The following is a 16,074-nucleotide window of genomic DNA, read 5'->3' on the forward strand; positions in this document are numbered from 1 at the left end:
GATTAAACTGATTTTATCTCTGTAATTTTAGCATCACCCCAAAGACTTTCAATATCATAATAGTCACGAACCTGTTTTTGAAAAATGTGTACCACTACGTTTACATAATCCATTAAAACCCACTCAGAGTTTGTTTGGCCTTCTATATGCCAAGGTTTGTCTTTAAGTTCTTTGCTTACTATTTTTTGAATAGAACCAGAAATTGCATTTACTTGTGTATTTGAGTTTCCCGAGCAGATTACAAAATAATCGCATACAGTATTCTCTATATCTCGTAAGTCTAATAATTGAATATTTTCTCCTTTTACCTCATCAATCCCTTTAATAATTAAAGCAATTAAATCATCTGTACTTACTTTTTTATTTGTCATTAACTTTTTTCTATATTTAACGCAAAGTTATTATTTTTTTGCGAGTATTTTGTGTATTATTACAGTAGTTTACACTTTATTTAACACTTGAAAACAATCAAACTTAGTGCCACCGATTCTACGAATTCTTTTTTAAAGGATTTAGCTCAAAATTCTACCCTAGAGAATTTTACAACTGTTGTTACTCAAAACCAAACAAAAGGGAGAGGTCAGCAACAAAATAAGTGGGTTTCCGAACCACATAAAAACCTAACATTCAGCGTATTCATAAGTTTTAAAGATTTAAAGGTAGTTCAAAAAAAATATTTAAACTTTGCTATTTCCTTATCTATTTATACTGTTTTATTAGCTAAAAACTTACCTAAACCATCTATAAAATGGCCTAACGACATTCTGTCAGCAAACAAGAAAATTTGTGGCATTTTAATTGAAAACACCTTTTCTGGTGATCGTATTAAAAATTCTTTTGTAGGAATTGGCTTAAATGTAAACCAAGAAATTTTCCCTGAACACTTAAAGAACGCTACTTCTTTAAAATTAGAAACGGGTTTAGAGTCTAATTTAGATCTTTTATTATCTACTATTTTAGAAGAAATTCAAAAAAACATAAAATGCTTAACTTCTCAAAAATTTAAACTTTTGGAAGAAAAATATTTAGATGTATTGTATAAAAAAAATATCCCTACTATGTTTAAAAATAGTAAGGATGAAATTTTTATGGGAATGATTTCTGGAATTTCCGATTATGGAAAACTACAAGTTCTATTAGAAGATGATATTATCCAAGAATTTGGACTTAAAGAAATTTCTTTTCTTTAAAGTTTTCCTATATTTTCTGTAAGCGTATCTACAAATTTTGTCAATGGTTTTTTAATCATCATTGCCATCATTGCATTAAATTCTCCATCGAATTTTAAGCTTACCTCTGTTTTATTTTCTGCAATTTCGTTAATATCCGCAGCTAAAGTAAAAGGTAATTTACTACTTGCAGCACCTAATGTAATATTAGTAAATGGTGTTTTTTCTTTTAAAACGAGTCTAATCTCTGGCATACCAGGCAAACCGAATATAAAAGATTCACCATCAACTTCAAATTTTTGAATATTCTCTGGCATTAATTGCTCAAAGTTCTTTAAATCTGTAAAAAAAGTAAACACTTCTTCAGCAGATTTCTCTATAGTAACTGTATTTCCGTTAATATTCATGCTTCAATTTTATTGTTTCCACTCACTTGGGTTCTTTCTCCAATCATTTAATGTTGCCAACTCTTTATCTGTAATATAATTACTATCTAAAGCTTGTTCTAACAAGTTTTCGTAATTACTTAAAGTAGTTAATCCTACATTTTTTTCTTCAAAATTCTTCTTTGCAATATCAAATCCATAAGAAAAAATAGCAACCATACCTTTTACAACACCACCCGCTTCTTTTAAAGCTTCCACTGCATTTAAGCTACTATTACCTGTACTTATTAAATCTTCAATTACAACAACATTTTGTCCGCTTTCTAAATGCCCTTCAATTTGGTTCTTTCTACCATGCTTTTTTGGCTCTGGCCTAACATAAATAAAAGGAACACCTAATTGTTGCGCTACTAAAACCCCAATAGCAATTGCACCTGTAGCAACACCAGCAATAACATCTGGCTTACCATATTCTAATTCTACAAGTTTTGATATTTCTTCTTTAAGAAAAACACGAACTGGAGGATAAGATAAAGTAACTCTATTATCACAATATATTGGAGACTTCCAACCTGACGCCCAATTAAAGGGATCATTTGGGCTTAACTTTATTGCTTTTATTTGCAATAAAAGTTCAGCTGTTTTTTTTGCCGTATCTTTGTTTAAAATCATATCGCAAATGTATAAAGTTTTTGTAAATGATACGCCAATAATTTTCACTTCTTCTTCACAAAAAGAAAATATTTTTCCTGTTTACAATTTTAAGAATGTTGTTTTTGATGAAATTATTCTGAAACTAAAAAACAATGAACTTAAAGGAGTTATTTTTTACTCGACTGACTTAGAGAATGATTGGAAATCTTTTTTAACAAATATGAAAGTAATTCCCGCCGCTGGCGGATTAGTGCTAAACCCCAAAAAAGAAGTTTTATTTATTTTAAGAAACGGTGTTTGGGATTTACCTAAAGGATGGATTGAAAAAGAAGAAACAATAGAAACCGCAGCAATTAGAGAAGTAGAAGAAGAATGTGGCATTTCTAACCTGCAACTTATCAAACCTTTAATTACTACCTATCATATTTATTTTCATAAAGGAGTTAAATTAAAACAAACTTATTGGTATTTAATGATTTCTAATTATTCAGAAAAATTAACACCTCAACTAGAAGAAGGTATTACCGAAGTTGTTTTTAAAAATAAAACAGCCATTGAAGCTGCATTAGAAAATACGTACGCTAACATTCAATTAGTGTATAATACCTATCTAGAAACATCTAATTATTAAAGCACTAAGCATTCATTTATAAGCATCCTAAAAATTTACCGTTCTCTTTTTTATAATTGTACATCTTAGCATTGTTAAATATTTCTTTTTTAATGAGTTTGCATTCATAAATTGATAACGTACTTATCTGATAAATACATTTGTATGAATTAACAATACCAATAAGTAGTGTCTTTTTTTAAAAAAAGGGTCTATCTTTGCCGACTTTAAAAATCACCCAAATTATGACTGAATTTATTAGAAAAATATTACCAAACGCAAAAGATGATGTACTTGCCGGAATAACCGTTTCCTTAGCAATGATACCAGAAGTTGTAGCTTTTGCCTTTGTAGCACAAATAAGTCCTATTGTGGCATTGTTCGGTGCTTTTGTAGTAGGAATTATTTCAGCAAGTTTTGGTGGAAGACCAGGTTTAATCTCTGGAGCCGCAGGTGCCGTAGCAGTAATTTTTGTACACATGATACAAGAAGGACATGCAAAAGGCTTGTTATTTGACAATCCGGTAGAAAATATGGGCTATTTTTATCTCTTAGCCGCCGTTGTTTTAATGGGGGTGATACAAATTTTTGCAGGACTCTTTAAGTTAGGTAAATTTGTACGTCTAATTCCGCATCCCGTAATGATGGGGTTTGTAAACGGTTTGGCCATTGTTATTTTTATGGCACAATTGGGAATGTTTAAAGAAAATAAAAAAGATTTCTACGGACAAAATATGCGTAAAACCGAATCTAAAGAATTGGTTTATAGCGTATCTAATAACCAAGTTAAAGATTTAGTTTCTAACACGGTAATATTTACTATTGATGATAATATCGTTAAAAATAGTACTACCAACGAAGAGTTATTTTTAATTTCTGAAGGTCAGGTTTTTGATCTTAACACTAAAAAAGTAGTTTTTAATGTTTCTGACGAAGGCTTTTATGCTGTAAAAGATTCTGGAGTTGTAAAATATAGCATGCAAGGCAACACCTTATATATAATGATTGGCTTGGTATTATTAACCATGTTAATCGTTTGGGGTTTACCTAAAATTACAACAAAAATTCCGGCTGCATTAACAGCTATTTTAATAGTTACTTTAATCTCTATTTTTAGCGGATTAAACTCAATTAATGTTGGAGATTTTATTAGAGACGGTGGTGGAGCTGGTTTAAACGGAATTGCAGAACTTTCTAAAAACTTAAATGTTTTAGAATTATGGAGCAACCTTCCTTTTAATTTAGATACTTTAAAATTTATTGCTCCGTATGCATTTTTAGCAGCGTCAGTTGGTTTAATAGAAACCTTAATGACTATGAATCTAGTTGATGAGTTAACAGAAACTAGAGGAAACGGAAATAGAGAATGTATTGCGCAAGGTGCAGGAAATATTGTAAGTGGTGCCTTTGGAGGAACTGGTGGTTGTGGTATGATTGGGCAAACGGTGATAAACATTAATGCTGGCGGACGTGGACGTTTATCTGGTATTATGATGGCCTTAACCCTACTTACCTTTATTTTATTTGCCGATAAATATATTGAGCAAGTACCTATTGCAGCGCTTGTTGGTGTAATGTTTATGATGGTGATAGAAACATTTGCTTGGTCTAGTTTTAGAATTTTAAAGAAAATACCAATGTCTGATGCTGCTGTATTAATTATAGTGTCTGCCGTAACAGTTTTCTTTGACTTAGCCATTGCAGTATTTGTTGGGGTTATTATTTCTGCTTTATCTTTTGCATGGACAAGTGCTAAGAAAATTAGAGCTAGAAAACGTTTTAAAGCAGACGGAACAAAAATTTATGAAATTTGGGGACCACTTTTCTTTGGAAGTATCACTGAATTTAATGGGAAATTTGACATCAAAAATGATCCAGACGTTGTAGAAATAGATTTTGTAGAAGCTCGTGTAACCGACCATTCTGCCATAGAAGCTATCTTTAATTTGGTTGAAAAATACCAAGCTGCTGGAAAAAAAATTACACTAAAACACTTAAGTGAAGATTGTAAATTGTTGCTATTTAAATCGAGCCCTGTTTTTTCTGAGGTTATTTTAGAAGATATTGATGACCCTCGTTATCATTTAGCTGCAAATCCTGAAGATTTCCCTAAACCTTTGGGGGAATATAAGTTTTAGAAGAAGGTATTTATAGATTGTTAAAAAAGCTCAACTTTTAAAAGTTGAGCTTTTTTGTTGTTTATCCTATTGCTAATTTTGCAGCATCTTTCCATAAATAATGTGGCATTGGCTCATTTAATTCCCAATTGATACTCATTGGTTTAGAACCATAATAATCTTTTAGATTTCCTTCTCCAATAAAAACATATCCATTAGTATTTCCGAATTCATTTTTTGCTTTTTCACGAACAAAAAGTAATATTCTTTTTTCGGTTATTTTATGATTTATATAAGACAATCCTTTTCCTGTATCTGGTCTAGCAGAATTTTGAGTTTGCCAGTGAAATAATAATTCATTTACAGCATAATCATCATACATCGTTGTTGGGGAGAAGTTTTCTTCTGATTTTATTAAATTGATAAATAAAAGTTCAGTATTTATATCCTTTTTTTCTGCTATTCCTTCTCTGATAGTAGATTTGTCATCAAAACTACTAAATTTAAAAGCTACTAATATTTGGTCTCTAGTGTAACGGCTATGTAATTTTAAAGGTTGTAGATACGGAAGATTAATTGGTAATTCTTTAAAATCTATATTTTCAATTAAGAATTCAAGAACTTCTTTTATTTCTTCCACTAAAGTAGGATTGTTTCCAATTTGTTTGATACTCTCTTCTAAAGAATTAAAAGAACCTTTTTTTAACCAAATATCATAATGAAGCATTAAAAGCATTGTTTTTTCATTTTCTTTTAATTCAGATAAAACCAATTTAAAATTCTGTTTTGCAATTTTTAAAATGAAAGTAAAATAACTTAATGAGTTTGTAGATAACCATTTATTAGAAATAGCAGAAACAATAGCCTTTTCATTTTCGGTATTAAAATCTTCTATTTTTCCTGCAAGTTGACATAGTCTTTTCCAGCTACCTCTTTTGTAAATATCTTGTAAAGGAATCGAGTAGAGCTTGCTAAAGTTTCCAATAGTTAAAGGTAAGTTTGTATCATGCTGAAAACTTTTAATTTTATTAATTAAATTCTTTTTATTTAGAGAAGTGGCAGCTGCTATATTTTTAAGAATAGTTTCTTTTGTTTTTTTCTCTAAAATAATTGAACAACCTAAAGGAAGATGAGGGAAATCATCTTCAATTTCTTTAGAAACAGTAGTATTTGTTTTACCAATTAAAGCTCTAAATTTACTTTCAAAATTATATTCTGGTTTAGAGTTTCCAACAAAATCCAACACCGTTAAACAGTCTTTTTCTTCATGAAGTCTTAAACCTCTTCCGAGTTGTTGTAAAAATACCGTTAAGCTTTCTGTTGGTCTTAAAAAAAGTACAGTATCAATCTCAGGAATATCAATTCCTTCATTAAACATATCTACTACAAAAAGATAATTGATTTCTTTTTTTTCTAATTGCTGACGGATAAAAACTCTTTCATGACTATTATTACTTGTAAGATAAGCTGCTCTTAAACCTGCTAAAGTAAATTTTTGCGCCATGTATTTAGCATGTTCCATAGAAACACAATATCCTAATGTTCTTACGTTGTTTATGTCTTTTGTATATTTATCTAAAGCACCTATTATTTCTCTAACTCTTCTATCACTTCCTGTGTAAAGGTTTGTCAGTTCACTAGCTACATATTTACCTTTTACCCAACTTACGTTTGTTAAATCAATACTATCTGTAATTCCAAAGTATTGAAAAGGACAAAGTAGTTTTCTATTCATTGCTTCAGGTAACCTAATTTCTGCGGCAATTTTATTATCAAAATCATCAAGAATATCCCCACCATCCATACGTTCTGGTGTTGCGGTTAAGCCAAGTAAAACTTTTGGTTTAAAATAGTTGATTATTTTTCGATAGCTATTTGCTGTTTGATGATGGCATTCATCAACAATAATAAAGTCATAATAATCTGGTGATAAATTAGAATTTTCTAGTTGGTTATTTACTGATTGAACGGAAGCAAAAACAAATTCGAAATTATCAGGAACCATACCGTCCACCCATAATTCGCCAATATTATTGTTTCTTAAAACTCCTTGAAAAGTAGATAATGATTTTTGTAGTATTTCTTTTCTATGCGCAAGGAATAAGAGTTTAGATGATTTGTTATTTTGTTTAAAACGTTTGTAATCAAATGCGGAAATAACTGTTTTACCAGTTCCTGTTGCTGCAACTACAAGGTTTCTAAATCGGTTATGTACAGTTCTTTCTACTTCTAATTTTTCTAAAACTTCATTTTGATAAGGAAATGGTTTAATATCAAATAAAGCAGTTGTATTCACGTAAGGCTTGCTAAATTTACTTTGTTTTAATGCATTTTGAAGTTTTTCTTTATGAATAGAATCATCAAACGTTTCAAAATCTTTACTTAGCCAATAAGCATCAAAAGTTTTTTGAAATTTATCTATAATATGACCAACTTCTTTTGTTGTAATTTTTAGATTCCATTCTAAACCATCCGTAAGAGCAGATCTAGAAAAGTTAGAAGAACCTATGTATGCTGTATGAAAACCCGTGTTTCTGTAAAATAAATAAGCTTTAGCATGTAATCTTTCATTAGATGTGTTGTAAGATATTTTAACTTCTGTATTTGGTAGTTTAGAAAGTAATTGAATGGCTTTATAATCTGTAGCGCCAATATATGTGGTTGTTATTACCTTTAATTTTCCGCCACGTTCTGTAAACTCTCTTAATTCTTTTTCAAGAATTATAATGCCTTTAAATTTGATAAAAGATACTAATAGGTTTATTTGATTTGAAGAAAGGATTTCTTTTTTAAGTTCACTTTCTAAAGATAAACCGCCATTTCCTCCTGTAAATAATTCGCTTTGGGTTAACCTTGTATAGGGCGTTATTTCTTTAAGTCTTAAATCTAAATTAAAAAAATGTGCATCCGTTTTAGAAAAAACAGCTTTTAAAATTTCTCCTTCAATATTTATTAAATCTCCTTCAAACTCTTGTTTGTTAAGCTCTTCTTTTAGTAACTTAATTATTTTATTAGCAACTTCTATTTGTAGTTCTATTTTTCCTTTTATAAGCTGAAAAGCATGTTTTACCGTTAGTGCTAAATGTTTAGATAAAATACTCGAAGCCTCCTCTTTATCAATTTTAATTTTCTTTAAATAGAATTTTTCTTTGTCTAGCTTATTTAAATTCGCAGAAACTAACTGTGTTATTAATTCTTCGTAAATTCCTTGATTCATAATGCTAAAAATTCTTTTAAAATTGGTAAATCTGCATCAGCCCAATCTAAGTTAATTAATTCGTTTTTATTAACTAAAACAAAATCAGAATGCTCTTTAAATAACAATTCCCCTGAAACATAATCAGCAATAAATGGAATTAATTTAATTTTAAAATCAGAATATTGATGAATGACAGGAGTAAGTCTTTTCTTTACATCAATAATAATGTTTAGCTCCTCAAATATTTCTCTTTTTATACAATCAATTTCAGTTTCACCTTTTTCAATCTTTCCACCTGCAAATTCCCATTTCAAAGGAAGTTTCATTGTATCGCTTCGTTGAACAGCTAAAATTTTGTCATCAAAATGGATGATTGCACAAGTAACAAGGGGTGTTTTTGTTTTCAATTTTATTTAAACTATTTTCTAAAATAAATAATATTATCTTCTTTTCCTATAAAAATCCACTATTCACTAACCAAACTCTTAAAACCATCTCCAACATCCTCAGTTCTTAAACTCGGAATAATTTTATAGTGCTTTTTTATAAATGAAATTTGTTTGACATTCACTGCTGGCAAAGGCACAATCCCTACAGTCCAGAAATAACTTTCTTTTGTGGGGGAATTATAATGAAATCCATTTTCTATATGTTGCTCAAAGTGGGCACTCATGCTAGAATTCACATTTGGTTGTAAAATATTTTCAAGTTTTAAAAGACTTGTTTTAGTATTCGTTTTTTTAATAGTGGTATAATTACTTAGCTTTAATTCTGTTAAAAAAGGAACCAAACTTAATAACAAACTCACAGCCATAAAAAATACAATTGTTTTTTCTTTTCTAAAAAACCAAACACAGATTTGCATGGCAAAGAATAACATATAAAAAAAGAAAAATCTGTATTGAGGAGAGAAAATCCAAGCCAATACAAAATTTAAAACACCTATTACATACAATATAAACACGGACTTTTCTTTACTTTTAAAATACCATAAAAAAGGGAAAGAGATTAAAAGCGACATAAATATCATATTTATAATTCCGTTAAACTTAAACGAAGTTATCCAAGCAATAAACAATTGATAGGTAGAAAGATTTGCTAACTCTTGATAATCGAAAGCAGCATTATACGTACCTACTTTAAACAACTGAATGAGTGCTGTAGGTACTTTCCAATCGACATTTAGAACATCTAAAATTTGCAAAGGATATAACAAGTAACCTGTAAGAATTACATTTTTCATTAAAAACAATCCCAATACAAAAAGTGAGAATACGATGGGGTTTACCAAACTACTTTTCAGTACTTTATAATGTTTTATAAATAAAATCAATGGTAATAAAACCAATATACAAGTAGTAATTTTAATAACACATAAAAAAATTGTGAGCAATAGAATAAGTATAAAATTAGAGTATTCAATCTTCTTAAAATGCTTTAAAAAAAGATAAAACAACAACTGACTTATTAAAAAAACCGGTAAATCTGGAGATGGTGCGTTGATGAAAAAAATAATAAAAGGCAAACTAACCAACACACTTCCTATATATAATTGATGTATTTTTTTTGTTGTCTTAAATTGATGCAACTGCTGAAAGCTGTAAAAAGAAAAAATGATTAAAAAGAAACCATTCAAATCGTTAAAATTCGTTTTTAAAAACGGAAAAGTAAACGCTGCTTGTAAAATATGCCAACTAGAAGTTTGCGCAAAGAAGATGTGTAAATTACCTAATCCTTTTACAAAACCATATTCATTTAACCACTTAATGGTTTGCAGGTAATAACTCTCATTATCAAAAATAGAAGGTGTAACCGAAGACATTGCCAAAGCAATGATAAAAATAAAAAGGAGTCCAAATTTATAGGTTTTACTAAATGACAACCAACTCTTTTTAAACTGCGTTAACTGGATCTTAATATCATTTCTGAAAAAATAAAGACAAAAAAGAGTGATGCTACTCATTACCCCATAATAAACAAGGTCTAAGGCAAAGAAAAAAGCATATAACCAACTGAATAATGTAATTGAAAATAGTCCTAAAATATGGTGGATGGTAAAATTTTGGGATTCAATTTTAAATAGTTTTTTTAATAAAAAACCAAAGCTTAAGCAGGATATAAAAATATAAATCCAATTAATTAAAATTAAAAGCATGTGTTGTTTTAAAATTGATTTTAGAGATTACAAGTTACGAATAAAATAATTTTCTACTTCGTTAAATATTGAATTGTTCTCGACTGTGCTCGAACAGGCAACTCTTATAAAAATTGACCACATAGGTATATAGAAAACATAGATTTTATGTTATAATATATCTAAACCCAATATAAACTCACATTGTCTTCCTAAGCTAATCGCAGAATCTTTTATGCTCAAAAAAGTCTTCGACAAGCTCTGACTGACATGTCGTTATAAAATTGACACATAGATTTTGTAATAATATACCTGAAACCAATTTAAATTCACAATGTCCTCCTGAGCTTGTCGAAGGATTTTTAACACACATAAAATCAAACACATAGACACATAGTAAACATAGGTTTTGTTTTATAAAATTGAAACCAATTAAACGTATTGACTCATTTATAAACATCAGTTAACAAGAGCGCACCTATCGTGTAAACATGATAAAGTACGCACGAGACGCTCGCACCAGCATTGCTGAAAAAGTTGACCACACATGATCCGCTAACGCGAGCGTCCCGCTCGTGCAATCGCCAATACTTCTCAAATAAAAATCTATACTGTTTTTTTTCTAAATCGAATTCAGAAAGTACGAGCGAGACGCTCGCACTAGCATTGCATTGCTTTTAAACTGATACCTTTTGAAAACAAAATCTTACTAATAATATACCTGAATCCAATTTAAACGCAAAATGTCTTCCTGAGCCTGTCGAAGGATTTTTAACACGCTACAAAGTCTTTGACAAAATCAGTCATAAAATGCGCTAGGTGATTATAACGATTTAAAACCTAAAACAAAATACAAACAGGCATCGGTGCAGCAATCTCACTTACAAAAGTTAACGTACCCGTAACAATATCTCTTTTAAAGGAAACAATATTATCCGTATCTTGATTTGCAACTAATAAAAATTGTTCATCTGGAGATAAAGAAAAATTACGAGGATTTTTTCCTAAAACAGGTTCGTATCCAACTGTCGTTAACGTTCCATCTTCAGCATTTACTGCATAAATAACAATCGATTCGTGCCCACGATTGGAAGCATATAAAAACTTTCCATCTTTAGAAATATGAATATCTGCTGCTTTGCTATAATCTGTGAAGTCTTTTGGCAAGGTAGAAATTGTAAAATCCACAAAATACGCTTCCTCTTTTTCTTTTACCAAAGAAACCGTATTGTCTAATTCATTTAAAACATAAATCCATTTATTATTTGGATGAAACGTTAAGTGTCTTGGGCCTGCTCCTTCTGCCATTTTTAAAGACTTTTGATTTGTATAAACAAGTTTATCTTCATCTATTGTAGAAAATAATAATTCATTGGTACCTAAATCTACAGAGATAACTTCTTTTTTTGCTGGGTGAAACCACGCAGAATGCGCATGAGGTCCTTTTTGTCTGTCTGTTGTTCCTTTACCAACATGTTGTTGCACATTTAATAATTCCGATAATTTACCAGAAGCATCTGCTTTTAGTAAACCAACACTTCCGCCACCATAATTTGCCGTAACCAAATAATTATCATCATTTATAGCTACAAAACAAGGCCCTGCTCCACCAGACTTTTCGTTACTTACCAATAGTAAAGAATCATTTTCAATTTTAAAAGATTTTATAAAACCTGTTCCGTTTACATTGGTTTCTCCAACTGCAAAAAGTATTTTATCATCTTTAGATTTTGCTAAAAAAGTAGGATTTATCATTTCTGCAACCAAGCCTACTTTTCGTAACTCTCCTTTTTCAGAAAGTTCGTATTTATAAATTCCTTTAGAATCTTTATTGGTGTACGTACCAACATAAAAGGAATTAGTCTTAACATCTGTGTTTGTTGTTGCTGTTTTAACTTTTTCAGATTTACATCCGAAGAAAAATATGGATAACAAAACGATTGGTAGTACTTTCATAATTTAAAATATTTTAAAAATTGGCAAACGTAAATGTGCTGGTTCGTAATGAGGTGATTTTTTGTAGATAAAATCTAGTTGCGCTTTTGGATTATTTGCAAACTCAGTATCTGTATTCAGTTTTTCTAAAAATTCTTTTTCTATTGAAGGGTTTTCAGCTAAAAAAGAAGCTGCAATATCTTCAAAAACATAGGCAGAATATCCTTCTTTTTGTTGTAAAATAGTATCGAAAAAATTCCAATTAAAAAAAGAATCTGTTGCTGCAGCTTCCAACGTTTCTAACAAATACCGAACTCCGTTTTGATTTGTAGGAATGTAAATATCTCCTTTTCTAAATTGAAATTTTTGAATTGATGCATTTATCGTGGTATTATAATGTAAATAATGACCTTCATAGGCTGTTTTTCGAGTTTCAAATTCAGTAATATGATTCACTTCAACCCTAATAATTGTATCATTTTTAAAACGAATAAATTCAATTTTATTGTTTTTTAATCGCTCTAAAACTTTATGCCAACCTTGTTCTAAAACATACCCTTTCGGAATTTCTACAGACTGAGTCGCTACAAAATTATTGTAATATTTTACGGGTTTTGTGTACGGCTTTGTAGTATCATAAAACAACCGCTTTCCTGTAGTTACTTTACTATCGATATACTCGGCCTCGTAGCCTTTAAATTGTAATTCTGTAAGTTTTTCTTTATCAACCTTAAAAGCAATAGGATAAGTTTTCTTAGACAACACCTCATCAACAGCATTCGCTCTTAATTCTTTAATTTTATCAGCATTATCTTCCGTAAAATCTAACGCAGAAAACATCAATTCATAGGTTTGTTCTACTCTTAATTTATAAGGTTTTAACATGTGCGTTTCCACCATCAATCCTAAAGTATTAAACAAGGTTGTGTACCCTGTAGAGTATCTTGGAGAATCGAAAAACTGAGAAAAACCTGCTTCTGGCGTGGTGCCCCAAACATTTACATAGGGTGTAATTGAAATTCCTTTTTCTTGAAGTGATTGTTCTAAACTCGGACGCATTTGTGTCTCTAAAAAATCACCTAACTTCCCTCCTAGTTTATTGTGTTGTGTAAATAAATGTGTAATTGCATATTGATAATCGGCACCATTACTTACATGATTATCTATAAAAACATCTGGATTTATAGTATGAAAAATTTCTGCAAATGCCGCTGCGTTTTTAGAGTCTTGTTTTATAAAATCTCTATTTAAATCATAATTCCTTGCATTTCCTCTAAATCCGTATTCTTTTGGACCGTTTTGATTGGCTCTTGTATGCGAATTTCTATTTAAAGAACCGCCAACATTGTACACCGGAATTACACAAATAACAGTATTTTTATACTTTTCTATTAAAGAATCACTTTGTACAATATCTCTAAGCAACAACATAGATGCATCAATTCCGTCTGATTCTCCTGGGTGAATACCGTTGTTGATAAGAATTCTATTTTTGGTTAATTTTTTTATTTCATCTACATTAAAGACACTTTCTCTATTGTAAACAACGAGGTGCAAAGGTTCTCCCGAATCTGTTTGTCCGAATGAAAATAAAGCAACCGAAGTATGTGCTTCTGCAAGATCTTTATAATATGAAATGATGTCTTTGTATTCTGGCGTTTCGGTTCCATCAGACTTTTCGAAAAGTGTTGTAAAATCTTTTTTTTCTTTGGATAAATTATCACAAGAAAACATCAAAAATAAAACAATAACTAAAAAGACTCCCTTAAAAAATTTATCCATATTTATTTAACTCTTACCGGTTCTGGAACCAATTTTGTATAGTCTCCGTTGTTTCTAATTACATCTCTTACAATAGATGATGAAATATAAGAAGTACTTGCTGCTGTTAGTAAAAAAACGGTTTCAATGGGTGCTAAATCACGGTTTGTATGTGCAATTGCCTTCTCAAATTCAAAATCGGCAGGGTTTCTTAATCCTCTAAAAATAAAATCTACGTTATTTTTTTGACAAAAATGAACCGTCAAACCTTCGTAGGTTACTACTTTTATTTTCGGATTATCTTTAAAACAATCTTCAATAAATTTTTTACGCTCTTCTAAACTGAACATATATTTTTTATCAGCATTTATACCAATGGCAATAATTAGTTCATCAAACAATTTTACACCTCTCTCTATGATATCAAAATGACCTAACGTTATTGGATCAAAGGATCCGGGGAAAATTGCTTTTTTCATTTTTTATTTAAAAATTTGATGTTATTAGATTTTTTTGAATCATGATGTTTTTGAACCACGAACGAAGACTCTTTAAATAAAATTACTTATCTAAGGACTCTATAAAATTTGATATTTTTTGTTGTAATTTCTGAATTCTTTTTTCTAAATCGAGAAAAACTTCATGAGACATGAAGTTTAAATTATTACAAATTATAATTTGAGTTTCCCATTCAAAAGCAGAACCTAAACTATGTTCTAAAAAAGAAACAAAATGTTTATTAGTCCTTTTACTTGTTCCTTCGGATATATTAGAAAGAATAGAAACAGCACATCTGTTTAATTGACTCACCAAACCAAATTTTTCGAAATCAGGTAAAGTTGACGTAAATTTATAGTTTAAGGTAACTAACTCTATTGCTTCTTGCCAAATTTGTAACTTTTTAAAATTATGTCTTTTCATAGCTTTGTATTTTTTGATGTTTTCGAACCAAGAATTATTCTGGTTTCTACAATATACATAAATTAGTTTTTACGTCTTGTTTCAAAAACATCCTGATTCAACGACACAACTGTGATAATCTTGCTTCTATAAAAAAGCCGATTCTATTGCGTTATCAAATAACTCTTCTAAAGAAATACCTGCTACTTTTGCTTGTTGCGGTAAAATACTATTTTCGGTTAAACCGGGCACTGTATTCATTTCTAAGAAATGCGGTTCTCCGTTCACTAAAATATATTCTGAACGTGAAAAACCAGACATATTTAAAATTTTATATACCTTTATAGCTATTTCTTCTACTTTAATTTTTTCTTCATCAGAAATTCTAGCAGGAGTAATCTCTTGAGATTTCCCTTCGTATTTAGCTTCATAATCAAAGAAATCATTTTCTGTAACAATTTCTGTAATTGGTAATACTTTTGTTTCTCCTTTATACTGAATAACCCCAACCGAAACTTCTGGTCCGTCTAAAAAAGATTCAATTAAAATTTCTGAATCTTCCTTGTAGGCTTTTTCTAGAGCAGGCAACATTTCTGCTTTTGTATGTGCTTTAGAAATTCCATAGCTAGAACCCGCATTATTTGGTTTTACAAAACAAGGCAACCCAACTTTGCTAATTATAGCGTCTAAATCTACAACATCTCCTTTATTTAAATAAACAGAAAGTGCCGTTTTAACGCCATATTCTTTAACAACACTTAACGTGTCTCGTTTATTAAAAGTTAATGCCATTTGATAAAAAGGAGCAGAAGTGTGTTTTAAATTAATCAATTTTAAATACGCTAACAAGGTTCCGTTTTCTCCTGGCGCACCATGAATTGCGTTAAAAACACAATCGAAAATAACAGGCGTACCATTAAGATTAAAAGAAAAATTACTTCTATTTATTAAATATTCTTTATTATCAGCATCTAATGCAACCCATTTATCTTTTAAAATATGGACTCTATACGGATTGTATTTCTCTTTATTTAAGTGGTTGTACACTACATTTCCGCTGGTTAGGGAAATATTAACTTCGGATGAATAACCACCCATTACAATAGCAATATTCTGTTTCATGGATTCTAAAATAATAAAACAAATTTATCAAAATAAATATAGAAATAGCAACGTTTAGTTTTTATATCTTTGTGCGTTCTAAAAATC

The 16,074-nt window shown here is 29.9% G+C and carries 14 protein-coding genes; 3 read left to right on the forward strand and 11 right to left on the reverse strand.

What is annotated here, in order from left to right; translation table 11 throughout:
* Window positions 1-2: 2 nt before the first annotated feature.
* On the reverse strand, window positions 3-371 hold the full coding sequence (gene rsfS, locus GQS58_RS09360; protein WP_166385181.1) for a ribosome silencing factor: 369 nt from the start codon (window positions 369-371) through the stop codon (window positions 3-5).
* An 87-nt stretch (window positions 372-458) separates the two neighbouring features.
* Here rsfS and GQS58_RS09365 point away from each other — a divergent pair, with 87 nt between their 5' ends.
* Complete coding sequence (locus GQS58_RS09365) at window positions 459-1,190, forward strand: biotin--[acetyl-CoA-carboxylase] ligase (protein ID WP_166385183.1); 732 nt, start codon at window positions 459-461, stop codon at window positions 1,188-1,190.
* Here GQS58_RS09365 and GQS58_RS09370 read toward each other — a convergent pair.
* Together GQS58_RS09370 and pyrE are read right to left on the reverse strand one after the other, a co-directional pair.
* On the reverse strand, window positions 1,187-1,576 hold the full coding sequence (locus tag GQS58_RS09370) for an SRPBCC family protein (protein WP_166385185.1): 390 nt from the start codon (window positions 1,574-1,576) through the stop codon (window positions 1,187-1,189). The genes GQS58_RS09365 and GQS58_RS09370 overlap by 4 nt on opposite strands.
* Before the next feature lie 9 nt (window positions 1,577-1,585).
* Window positions 1,586-2,227 carry an orotate phosphoribosyltransferase gene (gene pyrE, locus GQS58_RS09375; protein ID WP_165732852.1) on the reverse strand — a complete coding sequence of 214 codons (642 nt, stop codon included), beginning with the start codon at window positions 2,225-2,227 and terminating at the stop codon, window positions 1,586-1,588.
* Between the two features lie 7 nt (window positions 2,228-2,234).
* On the opposite strand from pyrE, the gene GQS58_RS09380 reads away from it, so the two are divergent.
* Together GQS58_RS09380 and GQS58_RS09385 are read left to right on the forward strand one after the other, a co-directional pair.
* A complete protein-coding gene (locus tag GQS58_RS09380) occupies window positions 2,235-2,840 on the forward strand; it encodes an NUDIX hydrolase (protein WP_166385187.1) in 606 nt (201 codons plus the stop codon).
* A 224-nt stretch (window positions 2,841-3,064) separates the two neighbouring features.
* On the forward strand, window positions 3,065-4,957 hold the full coding sequence (locus tag GQS58_RS09385) for a SulP family inorganic anion transporter (protein ID WP_166385189.1): 1,893 nt from the start codon (window positions 3,065-3,067) through the stop codon (window positions 4,955-4,957).
* A 61-nt stretch (window positions 4,958-5,018) separates the two neighbouring features.
* On the opposite strand, the gene GQS58_RS09390 is transcribed toward GQS58_RS09385, so the two are convergent.
* The 8 genes from GQS58_RS09390 to GQS58_RS09425 form a co-directional block, all read right to left on the reverse strand.
* Window positions 5,019-8,153, reverse strand: coding sequence for a DUF3427 domain-containing protein (locus tag GQS58_RS09390; protein WP_166385191.1), 3,135 nt, complete (start codon window positions 8,151-8,153; stop codon window positions 5,019-5,021).
* Window positions 8,150-8,542, reverse strand: coding sequence for a (deoxy)nucleoside triphosphate pyrophosphohydrolase (locus tag GQS58_RS09395; protein ID WP_166385193.1), 393 nt, complete (start codon window positions 8,540-8,542; stop codon window positions 8,150-8,152). Before GQS58_RS09395 ends, GQS58_RS09390 begins: the two co-directional genes overlap by 4 nt.
* 59 nt (window positions 8,543-8,601) lie before the next feature.
* Window positions 8,602-10,290 (reverse strand): LIC_10190 family membrane protein, encoded by a 1,689-nt coding sequence (locus GQS58_RS09400; protein WP_410524705.1) that lies wholly within the window; start codon window positions 10,288-10,290, stop codon window positions 8,602-8,604.
* A gap of 819 nt (window positions 10,291-11,109) precedes the next feature.
* Window positions 11,110-12,225, reverse strand: coding sequence for a lactonase family protein (locus GQS58_RS09405; RefSeq protein WP_166385197.1), 1,116 nt, complete (start codon window positions 12,223-12,225; stop codon window positions 11,110-11,112).
* Window positions 12,226-12,228: 3 nt separating this feature from the next.
* Window positions 12,229-13,986: a M14 family metallopeptidase gene (locus GQS58_RS09410; protein ID WP_166385199.1), complete on the reverse strand. Its 1,758-nt coding sequence runs from the start codon at window positions 13,984-13,986 to the stop codon at window positions 12,229-12,231.
* Between the two features lie 2 nt (window positions 13,987-13,988).
* Window positions 13,989-14,444: a pantetheine-phosphate adenylyltransferase gene (gene coaD / locus GQS58_RS09415; RefSeq protein ID WP_166385201.1), complete on the reverse strand. Its 456-nt coding sequence runs from the start codon at window positions 14,442-14,444 to the stop codon at window positions 13,989-13,991.
* Window positions 14,445-14,526: 82 nt separating this feature from the next.
* The gene (locus tag GQS58_RS09420; protein WP_166385203.1) at window positions 14,527-14,886 is read right to left on the reverse strand and encodes a four helix bundle protein; all 360 of its coding nucleotides are present in this window, start codon (window positions 14,884-14,886) and stop codon (window positions 14,527-14,529) included.
* Window positions 14,887-15,012: 126 nt separating this feature from the next.
* Window positions 15,013-15,987 (reverse strand): D-alanine--D-alanine ligase, encoded by a 975-nt coding sequence (locus tag GQS58_RS09425; protein ID WP_166385205.1) that lies wholly within the window; start codon window positions 15,985-15,987, stop codon window positions 15,013-15,015.
* Between the last annotated feature and the right edge of the window lie 87 nt (window positions 15,988-16,074).

The organism is Polaribacter sp. 11A2H (assembly GCF_011379025.1).
In the GTDB taxonomy this organism is placed as follows: Bacteria; Bacteroidota; Bacteroidia; order Flavobacteriales; family Flavobacteriaceae; genus Polaribacter.

What these genes read in the sequence shown, in the direction of transcription:
- GQS58_RS09390 (WP_166385191.1), bottom strand. Translation starts at nt 8,153, where the DNA reads ATGAATCAAGGAATTTACGAAGAATTAATAACACAGTTAGTTTCTGCG.
- GQS58_RS09385 (WP_166385189.1), top strand. Translation starts at nt 3,065, where the DNA reads ATGACTGAATTTATTAGAAAAATATTACCAAACGCAAAAGATGATGTA.
- GQS58_RS09420 (WP_166385203.1), bottom strand. Translation starts at nt 14,886, where the DNA reads ATGAAAAGACATAATTTTAAAAAGTTACAAATTTGGCAAGAAGCAATA.
- GQS58_RS09400 (WP_410524705.1), bottom strand. Translation starts at nt 10,290, where the DNA reads ATGCTTTTAATTTTAATTAATTGGATTTATATTTTTATATCCTGCTTA.
- GQS58_RS09425 (WP_166385205.1), bottom strand. Translation starts at nt 15,987, where the DNA reads ATGAAACAGAATATTGCTATTGTAATGGGTGGTTATTCATCCGAAGTT.
- GQS58_RS09405 (WP_166385197.1), bottom strand. Translation starts at nt 12,225, where the DNA reads ATGAAAGTACTACCAATCGTTTTGTTATCCATATTTTTCTTCGGATGT.
- GQS58_RS09380 (WP_166385187.1), top strand. Translation starts at nt 2,235, where the DNA reads ATGTATAAAGTTTTTGTAAATGATACGCCAATAATTTTCACTTCTTCT.
- GQS58_RS09410 (WP_166385199.1), bottom strand. Translation starts at nt 13,986, where the DNA reads ATGGATAAATTTTTTAAGGGAGTCTTTTTAGTTATTGTTTTATTTTTG.
- rsfS (WP_166385181.1), bottom strand. Translation starts at nt 371, where the DNA reads ATGACAAATAAAAAAGTAAGTACAGATGATTTAATTGCTTTAATTATT.
- coaD (WP_166385201.1), bottom strand. Translation starts at nt 14,444, where the DNA reads ATGAAAAAAGCAATTTTCCCCGGATCCTTTGATCCAATAACGTTAGGT.
- GQS58_RS09370 (WP_166385185.1), bottom strand. Translation starts at nt 1,576, where the DNA reads ATGAATATTAACGGAAATACAGTTACTATAGAGAAATCTGCTGAAGAA.
- pyrE (WP_165732852.1), bottom strand. Translation starts at nt 2,227, where the DNA reads ATGATTTTAAACAAAGATACGGCAAAAAAAACAGCTGAACTTTTATTG.